Source organism: Enterobacter sp. MGH 4 (assembly GCF_000534735.1).
In the GTDB taxonomy this organism is placed as follows: domain Bacteria; phylum Pseudomonadota; class Gammaproteobacteria; order Enterobacterales; family Enterobacteriaceae; genus Enterobacter; species Enterobacter intestinihominis.
Map to the genome: position 1 here is coordinate 2,160,618 of NZ_KI973289.1, position 17,605 is coordinate 2,178,222.

Sequence of the window (17,605 nt, forward strand, 5' to 3'; positions counted from 1 at the left end):
GCATTTGCAATAGCGTAATGCCCGCGCTGTGGGAGCGCGCTCATTAAATAACCATAAAAGCGGGACGTACAATGAATAAGAAGATTCACTCTCTGGCCTTGCTGGTCAATTTAGGGATTTATGGTGTCGCGCTGCCCGCCATGGCAGACGACAACACCGCCTCCGCGCAGCACGAAGACACCATGGTGATCACCGCCGCCGAGCAGAATTTGCAGGCGCCGGGCGTGTCGACCATCACCGCCGACGAGATCCGCAAAAACCCGCCCGCGCGCGACGTGGCGGAAATCATCCGCACCATGCCGGGCGTTAACCTGACCGGCAACTCCACCAGCGGCCAGCGCGGGAACAACCGTCAGATTGACATTCGCGGCATGGGCCCGGAAAACACCCTGATCCTGATTGACGGCAAGCCGGTCACCAGCCGCAACTCCATCCGTCTGGGCTGGCGCGGCGAGCGTGACACCCGCGGCGATACCGGCTGGGTACCGCCAGAGATGATCGAGCGCATCGAAGTGATCCGTGGCCCGGCCGCTGCACGCTACGGTAACGGCGCGGCGGGCGGCGTGGTGAACATCATCACCAAAAAATTCGACGACCAGTGGCACGGCTCCTGGAACACCTACCTGAACGCGCCAGAACATAAGGACGAAGGTTCGACTAAACGCACCAACTTCAGCCTGAGCGGCCCGCTGGGCGGCGACTTCAGCTTCCGCATGTTCGGTAACCTGGACAAAACCCAGGCCGATGCGTGGGACATCAACCAGGGTCACCAGTCTGAACGTACCGGTGCCTACGCCAACACCCTGCCCGCAGGCCGTGAAGGTGTGGAAAACAAAGACATCAACGGCGTGGTGCGCTGGGACTTCGCACCGATGCAGTCGCTGGAGTTTGAAGCGGGCTACAGCCGCCAGAACAACCTGTATGCGGGCGACACGCAGAACACCAACAACGACAACGCGCTGGTGAAGAAGAACTACGGTAAAGAGACGAACCGTATTTATCGCCAGAACTTCGCCGTGACCTGGAACGGCGGCTGGGATAACGGCATTACCACCAGCAACTGGGCGCAGTACGAGCACACCCGCAACTCCCGTCTGGGTGAAGGACTGGCGGGCGGTACTGAAGGTCTGTTCAACAGCAATAAATTCACCGACACCGATCTGTCCGACGTGATGCTGCACAGCGAAATCAACCTGCCGATTGATTTCATTGTGAACCAGAACCTGACGCTCGGCACCGAGTGGAACCAGCAGCGCATGAAGGACTCTACCTCCTTCACGCAAACCCAGCAGGGCGGCACCATCCCGGGCATGAGCGAAGACCGTAGCCCCTACACGTCAGCGGAGATCTTCTCCCTGTTCGCCGAAAACAACATGGAGCTGACCGACAGCACCATGCTGACCCCTGCCCTGCGCTTCGATCACCACACTATTGTCGGCAATAACTGGAGCCCGTCCCTGAACCTGTCGCAAGGTCTGGGGGATGACTTCACCCTGAAGATGGGCATCGCGCGCGCCTATAAAGCGCCAAGCCTGTATCAGACCAACCCGAACTACCTGCTGTACAGTAAAGGCCAGGGCTGCTACGCCAGTTCCGACGGCGTGGGCTGCTACATGATGGGTAACGACGATCTGAAAGCGGAAACCAGCATCAACAAAGAGATTGGCCTGGAGTGGAAACGCGACGGCTGGCTGGCGGGCGTGACCTGGTTCCGCAACGACTACCGCAACAAGATTGAAGCGGGCTATGCGCCGATTGGCCAGACGTCCACCGGCAAAGTCACCACCGATATCTACCAGTGGGAAAACGTGCCGAAGGCGGTAGTAGAAGGTCTGGAAGGCTCCCTGAACGTGCCGGTCAGCGACACCATCAACTGGACCAACAACATCACTTACATGCTGCAAAGCAAGAACAAGGAGACCGGCGATCGTCTGTCGATCATCCCGGAGTATACGCTGAACTCTACCCTGAGCTGGCAGGTACGTCAGGATGTCTCATTGCAGTCGACCTTCACCTGGTACGGCAAGCAGCAGCCGAAGAAGTACAACTACAAAGGTCAGCCGGTGACCGGGTCTGAGAAAGACGAAGTCAGCCCGTACAGCATCGTTGGCCTGAGCGCGACCTGGGACGTGACCAAAAACGTCAGCCTGACCGGCGGCGTGGACAACGTCTTCGACAAGCGCCAGTGGCGCGCCGGTAACGCCCAGACCACGGGTAATACCACGACGGGTGCGTATATGTACGGTGCGGGTGCGTATACGTATAATGAACCGGGTCGCACCTGGTACATGAGCGTGAATACAAGGTTCTGATACAGGCAGTGACTTCCCCCTCTCCCTGTGGGCTGAGGGATCCCCAGTAATTTTTTTATGCAGAAGCAATAAAGTTGCTTTCTAAATGACTGAGGGCTGTCAGCGATGCCCTGGTCCGGCTGTAAATCGCTGAGGCGTTTGCCTTCCGGCCGGGGCGAGGCGCAGGGATGCGCCGAGAGGGCGGCTTTACAGGGACGTTGCCTCCGCCCGTACCCGATAAGCCGGAAGGAATAAGCCAAGGGCACCGCGAAACGGCGATTTACCGCCGGGAGCCCGGGTCGCCAGGGTGGTGGCGACTGAGCCATCCTGGCACGTTCACCGGTCATGTCGTTACAGAGTAGCAAGGAACATAAAGTGAACGGAATGACCACCACCGCCGTATATTCCCCTCACCCTAACCCTCTCCCCGGAGGGGCGAGGGGATTGCTCAGTGCTCGCATTAATTTGTGGGGAACCCTCAGCCCTTTGGGAGAGGGCCGGGGTGAGGGCATCAGGCCGCACAATACTGAAGGGAAAACCATGCACACAACCCACAGCACATTTTCTCTCGCCGGCCACACCCTTCACCGCATCACTTTCGACCCCACCACCTTCACCGACGCCGATCTCCTCTGGCTGCCCCATCACGCACAGCTGGCTGACGCCGGACGCAAGCGCAAATCCGACCACCTGGCAGGCCGCATCGCCGCGGCGCATGCGCTAAACGAGCGCGTAATCCCCGGCATCGGACCCAGCGGCGAACCGCTCTGGCCGCAAGGTATTTCCGGCAGCATCACCCACAGCGGCACGCAGGCGATGGCCGTCGTCACGCAATACCCTGCGCTTATCGGCATCGATTGTGAAACGATCCTTTCCGAAAACGAAGCTTGGGAAATCAAAGACGGCATTATTGATACGCAGGAAGAACCTGTGCTTTCCCGCTCGGGATACCCGTTCGCCCTTGCCCTGACGCTGGCGTTCAGCGCCAAAGAGAGCCTGTTCAAGGCCCTCTTTCCGCAGGTGCAGGCCTGGATGGGTTTTGACAGCGCCCGCATTACCCTGCTCGACGACAGGACGCTTACGCTGGCATTGACCCGTCAACTTGCAGGCTTTGAGGAAGGCACTGCCTTCACCCTTCACTGGCAGCAGCACGGCGAACAGGTCATCACCCTGCTGTCACACGCTCCTGCCGACGTGCCTTCACGCTGGTCAACACAAACGTCACGATAAACACCATCGCGAACAGGACCACAATGGTCGGCGCGGGCGCGCTGTCGAGATAAAACGAGGCATACACGCCGCTTACCGACACCAGCGCTGAAACGGCGACCGCCACCAGCAGCGCCATGTGAAAGCGTCGGGTAATCAGCACCGCCACCGCGCCGGGGGCAATCAGCAGCGAAATCGACAGAATTATACCCACCGCTTTCAGCGTCGCCACGATGGTCAGCGAAACCATGCACAGTAAGCCGTAGTGCAGCCAGCGGGTGCGCAGGCCGCTCGCCTGCGCCTGCTGATAGTCAAAGCAGAACAGCAGAAAATCGCGCCACTTCAGGCCAATCACCAGCGCAATCAACCCCGCGACGAGACCGCTTTGCAAAATGTCCATCCCGTTAATGCCCAGCATATCGCCGAACAGAATGTGGTCGAGATGCACCTCAGGTTTGACGGCGATATAGAGGATCAGCCCGGCGCCGAACATGCCGGAAAAGACGATCCCCATAACCGTATCTTGCTTGATTCGGCTGTTATCCTTCAGGTATCCGGTGGCGACCGCGCAGAACAGACCGGCCACGAATGCGCCCAGCGCCAGCGGCAGGCCCATCATCCAGGCCAGCACGACGCCGGGAAACACCGCGTGGCTCATGGCGTCGCCCATCAGCGCCCAGCCTTTCAGCACCAGAAAAACCGACAGCAGCGCGCAGGGCACGGCCACCAGGAGTGAAATCAGCAGCGCGTTGTTCATAAACGCAAACTGGAACGGTTCGAGGATCAGCGTCATCATGGATGTGCCTCCCGCGCCCGACGGCGGCTGGCAAGCAGCCCGTGCTTCGGCGCAAAGACGAACGCCAGCAGGAACAGCAGCGTCTGGGCGACCACGATAATGCCGCCGGTGGCGCCGTCCAGGTAATAGCTGGCCCACGCACCGAGGAAGCTGGTGATGCTGCCAATGGCGACGGCAATCATCAACAGGCGCGGGAAGCGATCGGTCAGCAGCCAGGCGGTCGCACCGGGCGTAACCACCAGACAGATCACCAGAAATGCGCCGACGGTTTGCAGCGCCGCCACGGTAGAGACCGCCAGTAGCGTAAAGAAGAGAATTTTCAGACGTTCCGGGCGCAGACCGATGGCGCGGGCGTGGTTCTCATCAAAAAAGGTCACCATCAGATCTTTCCATTTGAACAGCAGGATAACTATCGACACCACGCCGATAATCGCCAGCTGGACGATATCTTCCGGGGCGATAGCCAGAATATTGCCGAGGACGATGGTCTGAATGTTCACCGAGGTCGGGTTGAGTGAGACCATAAACAGCCCCAGCCCGAAAAACGAGGAGAAGATCAGCCCGATAATGGCGTCCTCCTTCAGGCGGCTGCGCTGGTTGAGAAACAGCATGCTGCCCGCCGCCAGCCCGCCCGATAAAAACGCCCCCAGCGAGAACGGCAGCCCGAGCATGTAAGCGCCCGCTACGCCCGGCACGATGGAGTGCGACAGCGCATCGCCGATCAGCGACCAGCCTTTGAGCATCAGATAGCAGGAGAGAAACGCGCACAGCCCGCCCACCATCGCCGAGACCCACATCGCGTTGAGCATGTACTCGTAGCCGAAGGGTTCGAGAAGCACGTTCATTTGGCCTCCTGTCGGTGCGTGACGAAGGGGCGTTCGTCGTCGGTAATAATGCGATCTTCCGAGCCGCTGAGCACCACGTGGCGCAGCACGCCGCTGAAGGCGCGCTCAAGATTCTCAGCGGTAAAGGTGATATCCGTCGGGCCGCTCGCCAGCACGGTGCCTTTGACCATCACCGTGTAATCGCAGAATTCCGTGACCGAGCCCAGATTGTGGGTCGAGACCAGCATCGTTTTACCCTCGTCGCGCAGCTCCCGCAGCAGGCTGATGATCCTGGCTTCGGTTTTGACGTCCACGCCGGTAAACGGCTCGTCGAGCAGGATCACCTCGCCCTGCTGGGCAATCGCCCGCGCCAGAAACACGCGCTTCTTTTGGCCGCCGGAGAGCTCGCCAATCTGCCGATGACGCAGCTCAAGCATATCCACGCGCTTCAGGGCGTCGGTTACAATCTGCCTGTCGCGCTCTTTAGGCCGACGCAGAAACCCCATATGCCCGTAGCGGCCCATCATCACCACGTCCTCGACCAGCACCGGAAATGACCAGTCGACCTCTTCCGACTGCGGCACGTAGGCGACCAGGTTCAGGCGCAGCGCCCGGTGAGGCGGAAGCCCGAGAATGGAGATAGTGCCGCTCGCCGCCCGCACAAAGCCCATCACCGCCTTAAACAGCGTGGACTTGCCGGAACCGTTCACCCCCACCAGGGCGGCAATCGATCCGCCCGGCACGCTGAACGACGCGTCGCGCAGCGCCGTGTGGCCGTTGCGGTAGGTCACGGTCACGTCGGTTACAACAATCCCCTTCTGCATGGTTACTCCTTCATCCCGTCGCGGATGCCCTGCACCAGCGTGCGGGTGGTGACGTTCAGCAGATCGATATAGGTCGGCACCGGGCCGTTTTCTGCACTCAGGGAGTCAACGTACAGCACGCCGCCGTAATGGGCGCCGGTTTCCCGCGCCACCTGACGAGCGGGCTTATCCGAGACGGTGCTTTCGCTGAACACCGCCGGAATGTGATGTTTTTTCACCAGATCGATAACCTTGCGCACCTGCTGCGGCGTGCCCTGCTGATCGGCGTTGATCGGCCACAGGTACAGCTCTTTCAGGCCCAAATCCCGCGCCAGATAGGAGAACGCCCCTTCGCTGGTCACCATCCATCGCTTGTCTTCCGGGATCGCCGTGACCTGCTTACGCAGCGGTTCGAGAGTGGCGGTGATCTTCTGCTTGTAGGCGTCGGCGTTACGCTGATAGGTCTGCGCGTTGGCCGGATCGTACTTCACCAGCGCGTCGCGGATGTTATCGACGTAAATCAGGGCGTTGTCCGGCGACATCCACGCGTGCGGGTTGGGCTTGCCGTTATAGGGCCCTTCGCTGATGCCCATCGGGGTGATGCCTTTGGTAACAATCACCTCCGGCACGCCGTTCAGATGCTGATAAAAGCGCTGGAACCACAGCTCCAGATTCATGCCGTTCGCCAGGATCAGCTGCGCCTTCTGCGCGCGTTTGATATCGCCCGGGGTGGGTTGATACTCATGAATTTCCGCGCCCGGTTTGGTGATGGAGGTGACCTCTGCGGCATCCCCCGCTACGTTTTTCGCCATATCAGCGATAACGGTAAAAGTGGTGATGACCTGGAACTTTTCAGCCGCCAGCGCGCCGGTTGTGGTCGCGGTCATAAGCAGCGCGCCGAGCAACAGACGCTTCAATCCTTGCCGTGGATGCATCGCAGAAGTCTCCTGAGGTGATTAAATTAAAAGCAAAATTAGCCCGTGCTATAAGGTATAGCACAGGCTATATTTAAATGAAAATAGTTATCATTAAAGTTATGTCAACGGAGGGAGAGCCTGATGGCGCTTCGCTTATCAGGCCTACGGTAAAGCAGTTTTGGAGTTTTGTAGGCCGGGTAAGCGCAGCGCCACCCGGCATAAGGGCGACTCACTGCCCGGCAAGTGCCTTATAAAATGCAGGATTCTCCCGAATCACATTAAGTACCTTCGCCGCCAGCCCGGTTGGGTTGCGACGTTTAGACTCCCAGCTCTTTATCGTATCGACGCTCGTGCCAAGCGCCTTCGCCATTTCGCTTTGCGTGATATTGAGCTGCTCTCTGATGGCGCGCACATCAGCAACTTCATAGCGGGTTACCCGGGAAGCGGCTTTTCTTCCGTTATGGATCTCAACGGCCTCTTCAAGCGAAGATTTTAATTCATTGAAAATACTCATTATCAGCCTCCACCTGCCTGATTAGGGTACATAGTACACCTCAAATTTACGGCACTGGAAGCAGTATTTTTCAGAATGGAAGTCAGCTTTTTAAGTTCTGCTTTCTCTGTCTCTGTCAGGCTGTCCTTTATGCATTTTGGATAGGCCATAATGAAATAGATCACCTCCTCTGTGGCAAGAAAGTAAATCACTCTGATCCCCCCTCTCTTTCCCTTTGAGCCTGCCGCCATCCTTATTTTACGTAAACCCCCCGTCTGCTGGATCAGGTCACCTTTATCAGGCCAGGCAATAAGTTCCTTTTGCAGATCCTTTAATTCATCATCCGTAGCAATGCTTTTAATCTGTCGGGTAAAGAGTGATGTTTCGATAAACTCTATCGCATGACTCATCCATAGTTCCTTCCCTAAACGCAGCAAAAGCCCGAATGCTTCAGCATCAGGCTCTTGCTGCATGGTTACTCTTCCTTGAGTAATGCTGCGCCAAATAACTGTATTTATATACAGTCTGAAGGTATTTTAAGAATCCGTTTAGACATCCGGGAACATCACGCTATTCCCCGGCGCTTCCCTGTGGAGATGGATAAAGTTCAGGTGCCGTTCATACTGGTCCAGAATATCCGTAATTACCTGCTCCTTGCTGTAATCCATCAAATCATTCCCTTGGCTCCCTTCCAGCAGGAAGGTCTCCAGCCGGTAGTAGGTCGATTTCCCGCTGCGCGCCCGGTAGGTAAAGCCGGGAACCGAATACTGCTGCGGCCAGATCTGATAAACAAAGTTCTGCTCGTCGCCCATGTGCACCAGCAGATCCAGGTGCCCCAGGGTTTCGCCCTCTTCCGGCGGCAGGTTTTTCAGTTCCACGTAGGCGCCACGCAGCTTCAGCTCCTGCGCCACCTCTTCCATCGCCGGGAAGCAGACCGTCTCCATCATCTGGCTGGTGTAGCGCGTGCCCGGGTAGTTCATCAGGCGCGACAGGCGTTTCTTCCAGCTCAACCTGTCCTGCGCGCCCATCGGCCGCGGCGCGGTGTCGCGGCTGGCGCTGACGCGGCGGTAGTCTTCCACCTTAAGCGATTTATACAGCCCGGCCATCACGAAGAAGATCACGAAGCTGAACGGCAGGCCCATGATCACCGTGGTGTTCTGCAACGCCGAAATGCCGTTGGTCATCAGCATGCCGAGCGTCAGCAGGCCGATGGCGACGGACCAGAAGATGCGCAGCCAGTTCGGCGCATCGCTGTTGATGTCTTTGAGCTTCGAAGTGAAGTTGCCCAGCACCAGCGCGCCGGAGTCCGCCGAGGTGACGTAGAACAGCAGGCCGGTAATGGTTGCTACGGACGCGCTAAAGGTAAACGCCGGATACTGCGCCAGCAGGCTGTAGAAGCCGCGCTCCGGGTGCACCATCGCTTCCTGCGCGAAGGTCGCATTGCCGTGGATAATTTCGTGCAGCGCGCTGTTGCCGAAAATCGACAGCCACAGCAGGGTGAAGGTGAACGGGATGATCAGCGTGCCCATCACGAACTGACGGATGGTGCGGCCACGCGAAATGCGCGCCAGGAACAGGCCGACAAACGGCGACCAGGCCACCCACCACGCCCAGAAGAACAGGGTCCAGTTGTTCATCCACTCCACCGGGCGGTCAAAGGCGAAGCTGTTCAGCGTCATGCCCATAAAGCGGTTCACGTAATCACCTACGTTGAGCACTAAGGCGTTGAGCAGGAATGAGGTGTCGCCCATAAACAGCACGAACAGGATCAGCCCCAGCGCCAGCGCGACGTTCAGCTCGGAGAGCACGCGAATACCTTTATCCACGCCGGAGGTCACCGAGATGGTAGCGATGATCACCGACAGCGCAATTAGCACCGCCTTCGCCGCCATCGAATCCGGGATGTCAAACAGCACGCTCAGCCCGTAGTTAAGCTGCACTACGCCAATCCCGAGCGTGGTGGCGATGCCGAAGATGGTGCCGATCACCGCCGCGATATCGACGCTGTGGCCAATCGGGCCGTTGATCTTTTTCCCGAAAATCGGGTACAGCGCGGAGCGGATGGTAAGGGGCAAATTATAACGATAGCTAAAGTATCCGAGCGCCATGCCCATCAGGGCATACATTGACCAGCCCGTCAGGCCGTAGTGGAACAGCGTCCAGACCATCGCCTGACGCGCGGCCTCCATCGTCTGCCCTGCCCCTTCCGGCGGCTGCATATATTGCGTGACCGGTTCCGCCACGGAGAAGAACATCAGGTCGATGCCAATGCCCGCGGCAAACAGCATCGCGGCCCAACTCAGCAGGCTGAACTCGGGCTTGGACTGCTCCGGCCCAAGCTTCACCGAACCGAAGCGCGAGCAGGCAATGCAGACGACGAAGACGATATAGAGCGTCGCCGCCAGAAGGTAGTACCAGCCGAAGGTCTTCGACACCCAGTTCAGGGTGCGCCCAATCCACTCGGCAGAAAAATCACGAAAGAAGATGGTCGTCAGGGAAAACAACAAAATCAGCCCGGCGGACGTAAAAAAAACGACCGGGTTGATTTTGTCTTTTTCTCTGTCTTGTGAAAGGTCTGTCATCCAGTATCCCCACTGTTTTTGTAACTATTAAAATCCAAAATCGCAACAATTAAGACACATTTTATATTGAACGTCCAATCAAAAACCGCTTTAATAGAGTACCAACGCTGATGAATGGAGTGGCAAAAATGCCCAAAGTGGGGATGCAGCCGATCCGGCGCAGGCAGCTCATCAATGCCACGCTGGAAGCAATTAATGAAGTGGGAATGCATGACGCAACCATCGCGCAAATCGCCCGTCGGGCGGGCGTGTCCACGGGTATCATCAGCCACTATTTCAAAGATAAAAACGGTCTGCTGGAAGCAACCATGCGCGACATCACCGGTCAGTTACGCGATGCGGTATTAAGCCGTTTACGCGCCCTGCCGGACGGCAGTGCAGAGCAGCGTTTGCAGGCGATTGTCGGCGGCAATTTTGATGAAACCCAGGTCAGCGGCGCGGCGATGAAGGCCTGGCTGGCCTTCTGGGCCAGCAGCATGCATCAGCCGATGCTCTATCGTTTGCAGCAGGTCAGCAGCCGCCGGTTGCTCTCAAATCTGGTGTACGAATTCCGCCGCGAACTGCCGCGTGAACAGGCTGAAGAGGCGGGCTACGGGCTCGCCGCACTGATTGACGGGCTGTGGCTGCGCGCCGCGCTCAGCGGCAAACCGCTGGATAAAACCCTGGCCCAGTCGCTCACCAGCCACTTTATCAGCCAGCATTTACCGACCGAATAACCGAGGAGGAAGCATGTCCCGAATGGCAGAACAGCAGCTTTATATCAATGGTGGTTACACATCGGCCACCAGCGGTCGCACCTTCGAGACCATCAACCCGGCGAACGGTGAAGTTCTGGCAACCGTGCAGGCCGCCGGGCGCGAAGACGTGGACCGCGCCGTAGAGAGCGCAAAGCGCGGGCAAAAAATCTGGGCGGCGATGACCGCCATGGAGCGCTCGCGCATCCTGCGTCGCGCCGTCGATATCCTGCGCGAGCGCAACGACGAGCTGGCAAAGCTGGAAACCCTCGACACCGGTAAAGCGTTTTCTGAAACCTCGACCGTCGACATCGTCACCGGCGCGGACGTGCTGGAGTACTACGCGGGGCTGATCCCGGCACTGGAAGGCAGCCAGATCCCGCTGCGCGAGACCTCCTTCGTCTACACCCGCCGCGAGCCGCTGGGCGTGGTGGCGGGCATCGGCGCGTGGAACTATCCGATCCAGATCGCCCTGTGGAAATCCGCCCCGGCGCTGGCGGCGGGCAACGCGATGATCTTCAAGCCGAGCGAAGTAACGCCGCTTACCGCCCTGAAACTGGCGGAAATCTACACCGAAGCGGGCGTGCCGGACGGCGTGTTTAACGTTCTGCCGGGTGTGGGCGCGGAAACCGGCCAGTACCTGACCGAGCATCCGGGCATCGCCAAAGTCTCCTTTACCGGCGGCGTCGCCAGCGGCAAAAAGGTGATGGCAAACTCGGCGGCCTCGTCCCTGAAAGAGGTGACGATGGAGCTGGGCGGTAAATCCCCGCTGATAGTGTTTGACGATGCGGATCTGGATCTCGCGGCAGATATCGCCATGATGGCCAACTTCTTCAGCTCCGGTCAGGTGTGCACCAACGGCACCCGCGTGTTCGTGCCCGCGAAGTTTAAAGCCGCGTTTGAGCAAAAAATCGTTGAGCGCGTGGGCCGCATCCGCGCGGGCGACCTGTTCGATGAAAACACTAACTTCGGCCCGATGGTCAGCTTCCCGCACCGCGACAGCGTGATGCGCTACATCGCCAAAGGCAAAGAGGAAGGCGCGCGCGTGCTGTGCGGCGGTGACGTGCTGAAGGGTGACGGCTTTGATAACGGCGCGTGGGTTGCCCCGACCGTGTTCACCGACTGCACCGACGAAATGACCATCGTGCGCGAAGAGATCTTCGGCCCGGTGATGTCCATTCTTTCCTATGACACTGACGAAGAGGCCATTCGTCGCGCCAATGACACCGACTACGGTCTGGCGGCGGGCATTGTCACCGCCGATCTGAACCGCGCCCACGGCGCTATTCATCAGCTCGAAGCGGGCATCTGCTGGATCAACACCTGGGGCGAATCCGCCGCGGAGATGCCGGTGGGCGGATACAAACACTCCGGCATTGGCCGCGAGAACGGCGTCATGACGCTTCAGAGTTACACCCAGGTGAAGTCCATCCAGGTTGAGATGGGTAAATTCCAGTCCATATTTTAACCGGGAGGTTTATTTGCAATTTGACTACATCATTATCGGGGCCGGCTCTGCCGGCAACGTTCTGGCAACACGACTGACTGAAGATCCGAACACCACCGTCCTGCTGCTTGAGGCGGGCGGGCCGGACTACCGCTTTGACTTCCGCACCCAGATGCCTGCCGCGCTGGCCTTCCCGTTGCAGGGCAAGCGCTACAACTGGGCGTATGAAACCGAGCCAGAGCCTTTCATGAACAACCGCCGCATGGAGTGCGGACGCGGAAAAGGGCTGGGCGGCTCGTCGCTGATCAACGGCATGTGCTACGTGCGCGGCAACGCAATGGATCTGGACAACTGGGCGAAAGAACCGGGTCTGGAGCACTGGAGCTATCTCAACTGCCTGCCCTACTACCGCAAGGCAGAGACCCGCGACGTGGGGCCGAACGACTACCACGGCGGCGACGGTCCGGTGAGCGTCACCACCTCTAAGCCGGGCGTGAACCCGCTGTTTGAAGCGATGGTGGAGGCAGGCGTGCAGGCGGGCTACCCGCGCACCGACGATCTCAACGGCTATCAGCAGGAAGGCTTTGGCCCGATGGATCGCACGGTCACGCCGCAGGGCCGACGCGCCAGCACCGCGCGCGGCTATCTGGATCAGGCCAAACCGCGCCCGAATCTGACCATCCGCACCCACGCCATGACCGATCACATTATCTTTGACGGCAAGCGCGCGGTGGGCGTCGAGTGGCTGGAAGGCGAAAGCACCATTCCGTCAAAAGCGACAGCGAAGAAAGAGGTACTGCTGTGCGCGGGCGCTATTGCGTCACCGCAGATCCTCCAGCGCTCCGGCGTGGGCAACGCTGAACTGCTGAAGCAGTTTGATATCCCGCTGGTACATGATTTACCCGGCGTGGGGGAAAACTTGCAGGATCACCTGGAGATGTACCTTCAGTATGAATGCAAAGAGCCCGTTTCCCTCTACCCTGCCCTGCAGTGGTGGAATCAGCCGAAGATTGGCGCGGAGTGGCTGTTTGGCGGCACCGGCGTGGGTGCGAGCAACCACTTCGAAGCGGGCGGGTTTATCCGCAGCCGCGAGGAGTTCGAGTGGCCGAATATTCAGTATCACTTCCTGCCGGTAGCGATTAACTACAACGGCTCGAACGCGGTGAAAGAACACGGCTTCCAGTGCCACGTCGGCTCCATGCGCTCCCCGAGCCGTGGACACGTGCGCATTCAGTCGCGCGATCCGCACCAGCATCCGGCGATCCTGTTCAACTATATGTCCCACGAGCAGGACTGGCAGGAGTTCCGCGACGCGATCCGCATCACCCGTGAGATCATGCACCAGCCGGCGCTGGACAAATACCGTGGGCGCGAAATCAGCCCGAGCGTCGAATGCCAGACCGACGAACAGCTGGACGAGTTCGTGCGTAACCACGCCGAAACCGCCTTCCATCCGTGCGGCACCTGCAAGATGGGCTACGACGACATGGCGGTGGTCGATGGCGAAGGCCGCGTTCACGGGCTGGAAGGGTTACGCGTGGTAGATGCGTCGATTATGCCGCAAATTATCACTGGCAACCTGAACGCCACCACCATCATGATTGGTGAGAAGATTGCCGACGCCATTCGCGGGCGCGAGCCGCTGGCGAAGAGCACGGCGGCGTATTATGTGGCGGATGGGGCGCCGGTTCGCCGCTGAGTGCGAACTTCTCCTCTCACCCCGGCCCTCTCCCTTTGGGCTGAGGGTTCCCCACAAATTAATGCGAGCACTGAGCAATCCCCTCGCCCCTCCGGGGAGAGGGTTAGGGTGAGGGGAACATACGGCGGTGGTGGTCATTCCGTTCACTTTATGTTCCTTGCTACTCTGTAACGACATGACCGGTGAACGTGCCAGGGTGGCTCAGGGCATCGCTGACAGCCCTCAGTCATTTAGAAAGCAACTTTATTGCTTCTGCATAAAAAAATTACTGGGGATCCCTCAGCCCACAGGGAGAGGGAGAAAAGCGCGCTACTTTTTACGTGAGAGTTTAAAGGCAACAAACAGGAACACCACCCACACCGGCAGCAGCATCGCTGACAGGCGCATCTCATCCATGGTGCACATCAGCATCAGAATCAGGCCGAGGAAGGCGATACAGATGTAGTTCCCCGCCGGATAGAGCAGCGCCTTGAACTGCGTCTCGCGCCCCTTGCGGCGCATCGCGGCGCGAAAGCGCAGGTGCGCCAGGCAGATCATGATCCAGTTCAGCAGCAGCGTGGCGACAACCATCGCCATCAGCAGGCCAAACGCCTCTTTCGGCAGCAGATAGTTGATCAGCACCACCAGCGAGGTGATAGCGCCGGAAAGGAACAGCGAATTGATCGGCACGCCGCGACGGCTGACGCGGGTGAGGAACTTCGGCGCGTTGCCCTGTACGGAGAGGCCAAACAGCATGCGGCTGTTGGAGTAAACCCCGCTGTTGTACACCGACAAAGACGCCACCAGAATGACGAAGTTCAGCGCGGAAGCCACCACGTTGCTGTTCAGGTCATGGAAGATCATCACGAACGGGCTGCTGTCAGATTTTACTTCCACCCACGGATAGAGCGCCAGCAGCACCACCAGCGAGCCGATATAGAACAGCAGGATACGGTACACCACCTGGTTGACCGCTTTCGGAATGCTTTTGTGCGGATCGCGCGCTTCAGCAGCGGTGATGCCAATCAGCTCCAGACCGCCGAAGGAGAACATAATGACCGCCAGCGAGAGGATCAGCCCTTTCCAGCCAGTCGCCAGGAAGCCGCCGTGCTGCCACAGGTTGTCGATCGATGCACGCTCGCCGCCGTGGCCGGAGAACAGCAGCCACAGGCCAAAGCCGATCATGCCGATAATCGCCAGCACCTTGATCAGCGCAAACCAGAACTCGGTCTCACCATACAGGCGCACGTTCACAAGGTTAACGGCGTTAATGATGATGAAGAAGGCCGCCGCCCAGATCCACGTCGGGACATCCGGCAGCCAGTACTGCATATAGATGCCTGCGGCGGTCAGCTCCGCCATGCCCACCAGCACAAACATCACCCAGTAGTTCCAGCCGGAGAGGAAGCCTGCGAACGGACCCCAGTATTTATAGGCAAAATGCGCGAAGGAGCCGGACACCGGCTCTTCAACAACCATCTCGCCGAGCTGGCGCATGATCAGGAAGGCGATAATCCCCGCGAGAGCGTAACCCAGCAGAACCGCCGGGCCCGCCATTTGAATGGCGGGGCCGATGCCGAGAAACAGCCCGGTACCGATCGCGCCGCCAAGGGCAATTAACTGAATATGTCGATTTTGCAAACCACGTTGCAGCGTCGGACTCTGATCCGACGAAGCTTCAGCGCTACCATGGCCTGAAGCGGATGACGCGTCTTTCACGCCCTACCCCTGTCTCTTTTTTAGAAGGGGCACGTTTTAACACTTCATGCTGGTGGTAGCAAGCTTAACGCCGGGCCAGCGCATGCGCCCGGCGGATAAACGTCACGACCCGATGATCCCGCCGTCTGCTTTGACTATCACCACCGTTGACGATCGCGGACGCCCGTTCGGGCTCGCGTCTGGCCAGCTGGAAACAGCGCGAGGGTTGGCCGGGTCGGTAATATCATCCCCACCCTCCCCCGGATGCTGAATGTTGATAAACAGCGTCCGGTTGTCTGGCGTAAATGCAATGCCGGTGATTTCGCACCCGCGCGGCCCGGTCAGGAATCGGCGATACTCGTTGGTGCCTGGAATGGTAGCCACCATCTGGTTATTGCCCATCCCCTCGTACGCTTTCTTATTGATGGTGCTGGAGGAGACATCGGTCTGGATCCACAGGACGCCCTGGTGGTCAAACGACAGGCCGTCCGGGCTGCCAAATTCCGCGCCCTGCATCGAGCCTTTGGCCTTCGGATCGTCGCCGTCGGTGCGCCCGGCCATGACCAGAATATCCCACTTAAAGCGTGAGGCGGCAGGATCGGCCCCCTCTTCGAGCCAGTGCATAATATGCCCGTACACGTTGTTGGCGCGCGGGTTAGCAGCATCGACCGGTGCCTTGCCCTCTTTCCCGCGATCGCTGTTGTTGGTGAGCGTACAGTAGACGCTGCCGCTGGCGTGCGGATCGACGGCTATCCACTCGGGGCGATCCATCTTCGTTGCCCCCACCACGTCGGCCGCCAGACGGGTTTTAATCAGCAGATCGCCCTGGCTTGCAAAACCGTTGCTTTTATCCAGGCCATTTTGCCCGAAGACAAGCGGCAGCCAGTCGCCGCTGCCGTTTTCGTTGAACCTGGCGACGTACAGCGTGCCGGACGTCAGCAGCTGCATATTGGCTTCGCGGTTCGCGGGATCGTATTTTTTATCCGAAACAAATTTATAGATGTACTCAAACTTTTGGTCGTCACCCATATAAACCACCACGCGATTATCGGCGGCGAGCGTGACGGCTGCCCCCTCATGCTTGAAGCGGCCCAGCGCGGTGTGCTTGCGCGGGGTGGAGGTCGGGTTGTAGGGATCGATTTCCACGACCCAGCCAAAACGGTTGGGTTCGTTAGGGGTTTTATCGACGCTGAACCGCTCATCCACCTCGTTCCAGCGGTACGATTCATCGCTGTCGCTAATGCCGTAGCGTTTTTCCAGCGGGTTGAGATCGGCTTTTTTCACAAATATGTCCGACCAGTTCTCCTCGCAGGTGAGATAGGTCCCCCACGGCGTGTGGCCGTTGGCGCAGTTCTGCATGGTGCCCAGAACGCGTTCCCCCTGCGGATCGGCGGCGGTTTTCATTAAGTCCTGATGCCGCGCCGGGCCGGTAAGCTGCATCGGCGTATTGACGGTAATACGGCGGGCGAACGAAGACGGACGCACCACCTCCCAGCCGCTGCCCGTTTTTTTCACTTCCACCACCGACACGCCCATCGCGTTCTGCCCCTTGCGGGCTTTGTCGAGGCTCCAGTTCGCCGTACCGTCCGTAAACAGCATTCCGTTGTCGATGTATTCATGGTTCAGCGCCAGCAGGCCATGCTCCGGGCTTTGCCCCCCCTGCGGCAGGCTAAACCACGCCATGCCGTCGTGGTGCATGCCCGCCTGCACGGCCTGTTCGTCTGTGGTATTGCTGGCGTCCGGTTTAAACGCCGGCATGTTGTTTTTGATGCCTGTCGGATCGCCCCAGCGATAGAACGGGCGGGCAATATAACCTTCCGGCACCCTGACCGTATCTTCCGTGGAGACGTCGATGCTGGTAAAGCCCAGGGAAACCGCTTTTGCCAGCGCGGACGGTTTTGAGACCGCGGCAATCGCATTTTCGGGTGTGATCAGATACGGGAATGATACGGCGGCCCCCGCTACGGCCCCCATCTGGAGAAAACGGCGGCGGGAGAGGAACACCTCTGCCACCTCGGAGAATACCGGGTTAGCGCTGCGGTTACTGATATCGTCGCGATGTTCTTTTTTAAATACGGATTTGAGGGGTCTGCCCATAGCGGCTTCCTGTCATTGGCCAAGAGGTAAGGATGT

General features: G+C 58.9%; 14 protein-coding genes. 5 read left to right on the forward strand and 9 right to left on the reverse strand.

Annotated features, from left to right (window positions below; genetic code table 11):
- The first annotated feature begins 71 nt into the window (after window positions 1–71).
- Window positions 72–2,312 carry a TonB-dependent siderophore receptor gene (locus tag L350_RS12175; protein WP_023299551.1) on the forward strand — a complete coding sequence of 747 codons (2,241 nt, stop codon included), beginning with the start codon at window positions 72–74 and terminating at the stop codon, window positions 2,310–2,312.
- Between the two features lie 519 nt (window positions 2,313–2,831).
- Window positions 2,832–3,521, forward strand: coding sequence for an enterobactin synthase subunit EntD (entD, locus tag L350_RS12170; protein WP_032624702.1), 690 nt, complete (start codon window positions 2,832–2,834; stop codon window positions 3,519–3,521).
- Here the strand turns inward: entD and L350_RS12165 are convergent.
- From L350_RS12165 to betT, 7 genes are all read right to left on the reverse strand, one after another.
- Window positions 3,457–4,296 (reverse strand): metal ABC transporter permease, encoded by an 840-nt coding sequence (locus tag L350_RS12165; protein ID WP_032624703.1) that lies wholly within the window; start codon window positions 4,294–4,296, stop codon window positions 3,457–3,459. The genes entD and L350_RS12165 overlap by 65 nt on opposite strands.
- Window positions 4,293–5,141 carry an iron/manganese ABC transporter permease subunit SitC gene (gene sitC, locus L350_RS12160; RefSeq protein WP_032624704.1) on the reverse strand — a complete coding sequence of 283 codons (849 nt, stop codon included), beginning with the start codon at window positions 5,139–5,141 and terminating at the stop codon, window positions 4,293–4,295. The genes L350_RS12165 and sitC overlap by 4 nt, the downstream gene beginning before the upstream one ends.
- Window positions 5,138–5,944, reverse strand: a complete 807-nt coding sequence (gene sitB / locus L350_RS12155; protein WP_023299548.1) for an iron/manganese ABC transporter ATP-binding protein SitB — start codon at window positions 5,942–5,944, stop codon at window positions 5,138–5,140. Before sitB ends, sitC begins: the two co-directional genes overlap by 4 nt.
- Before the next feature lie 2 nt (window positions 5,945–5,946).
- Window positions 5,947–6,858, reverse strand: a complete 912-nt coding sequence (gene sitA, locus L350_RS12150) for an iron/manganese ABC transporter substrate-binding protein SitA (protein WP_032624705.1) — start codon at window positions 6,856–6,858, stop codon at window positions 5,947–5,949.
- Between the two features lie 211 nt (window positions 6,859–7,069).
- Window positions 7,070–7,354, reverse strand: a complete 285-nt coding sequence (nadS, locus tag L350_RS12145; protein WP_003858821.1) for a NadS family protein — start codon at window positions 7,352–7,354, stop codon at window positions 7,070–7,072.
- A 2-nt stretch (window positions 7,355–7,356) separates the two neighbouring features.
- Window positions 7,357–7,743 (reverse strand): type II toxin-antitoxin system RelE/ParE family toxin, encoded by a 387-nt coding sequence (locus L350_RS12140; protein WP_032610190.1) that lies wholly within the window; start codon window positions 7,741–7,743, stop codon window positions 7,357–7,359.
- Between the two features lie 138 nt (window positions 7,744–7,881).
- The gene (gene betT / locus L350_RS12135; protein ID WP_032624706.1) at window positions 7,882–9,915 is read right to left on the reverse strand and encodes a choline BCCT transporter BetT; all 2,034 of its coding nucleotides are present in this window, start codon (window positions 9,913–9,915) and stop codon (window positions 7,882–7,884) included.
- A gap of 128 nt (window positions 9,916–10,043) precedes the next feature.
- On the opposite strand from betT, the gene betI reads away from it, so the two are divergent.
- Genes betI through betA form a run of 3 tightly spaced genes read left to right on the forward strand, consistent with a single transcriptional unit; the run spans window position 10,044 to window position 13,795 of the window.
- Window positions 10,044–10,631, forward strand: a complete 588-nt coding sequence (betI, locus tag L350_RS12130) for a transcriptional regulator BetI (RefSeq protein WP_022647364.1) — start codon at window positions 10,044–10,046, stop codon at window positions 10,629–10,631.
- A 13-nt stretch (window positions 10,632–10,644) separates the two neighbouring features.
- Complete coding sequence (gene betB / locus L350_RS12125; RefSeq protein WP_032624707.1) at window positions 10,645–12,117, forward strand: betaine-aldehyde dehydrogenase; 1,473 nt, start codon at window positions 10,645–10,647, stop codon at window positions 12,115–12,117.
- 13 nt (window positions 12,118–12,130) lie between these two features.
- Window positions 12,131–13,795, forward strand: a complete 1,665-nt coding sequence (gene betA / locus L350_RS12120) for a choline dehydrogenase (RefSeq protein ID WP_032624708.1) — start codon at window positions 12,131–12,133, stop codon at window positions 13,793–13,795.
- 309 nt (window positions 13,796–14,104) lie between these two features.
- On the opposite strand, the gene pheP is transcribed toward betA, so the two are convergent.
- Both pheP and L350_RS12110 read right to left on the reverse strand, forming a co-directional pair.
- The gene (gene pheP / locus L350_RS12115; RefSeq protein WP_032624710.1) at window positions 14,105–15,493 is read right to left on the reverse strand and encodes a phenylalanine transporter; all 1,389 of its coding nucleotides are present in this window, start codon (window positions 15,491–15,493) and stop codon (window positions 14,105–14,107) included.
- A 102-nt stretch (window positions 15,494–15,595) separates the two neighbouring features.
- Window positions 15,596–17,569, reverse strand: coding sequence for a PhoX family protein (locus L350_RS12110; RefSeq protein WP_032624711.1), 1,974 nt, complete (start codon window positions 17,567–17,569; stop codon window positions 15,596–15,598).
- Between the last annotated feature and the right edge of the window lie 36 nt (window positions 17,570–17,605).

What these genes read in the sequence shown, in the direction of transcription:
- L350_RS12175 (WP_023299551.1), top strand. Translation starts at nt 72, where the DNA reads ATGAATAAGAAGATTCACTCTCTGGCCTTGCTGGTCAATTTAGGGATT.
- entD (WP_032624702.1), top strand. Translation starts at nt 2,832, where the DNA reads ATGCACACAACCCACAGCACATTTTCTCTCGCCGGCCACACCCTTCAC.
- L350_RS12165 (WP_032624703.1), bottom strand. Translation starts at nt 4,296, where the DNA reads ATGATGACGCTGATCCTCGAACCGTTCCAGTTTGCGTTTATGAACAAC.
- sitC (WP_032624704.1), bottom strand. Translation starts at nt 5,141, where the DNA reads ATGAACGTGCTTCTCGAACCCTTCGGCTACGAGTACATGCTCAACGCG.
- sitB (WP_023299548.1), bottom strand. Translation starts at nt 5,944, where the DNA reads ATGCAGAAGGGGATTGTTGTAACCGACGTGACCGTGACCTACCGCAAC.
- sitA (WP_032624705.1), bottom strand. Translation starts at nt 6,858, where the DNA reads ATGCATCCACGGCAAGGATTGAAGCGTCTGTTGCTCGGCGCGCTGCTT.
- nadS (WP_003858821.1), bottom strand. Translation starts at nt 7,354, where the DNA reads ATGAGTATTTTCAATGAATTAAAATCTTCGCTTGAAGAGGCCGTTGAG.
- L350_RS12140 (WP_032610190.1), bottom strand. Translation starts at nt 7,743, where the DNA reads ATGAGTCATGCGATAGAGTTTATCGAAACATCACTCTTTACCCGACAG.
- betT (WP_032624706.1), bottom strand. Translation starts at nt 9,915, where the DNA reads ATGACAGACCTTTCACAAGACAGAGAAAAAGACAAAATCAACCCGGTC.
- betI (WP_022647364.1), top strand. Translation starts at nt 10,044, where the DNA reads ATGCCCAAAGTGGGGATGCAGCCGATCCGGCGCAGGCAGCTCATCAAT.
- betB (WP_032624707.1), top strand. Translation starts at nt 10,645, where the DNA reads ATGTCCCGAATGGCAGAACAGCAGCTTTATATCAATGGTGGTTACACA.
- L350_RS12110 (WP_032624711.1), bottom strand. Translation starts at nt 17,569, where the DNA reads ATGGGCAGACCCCTCAAATCCGTATTTAAAAAAGAACATCGCGACGAT.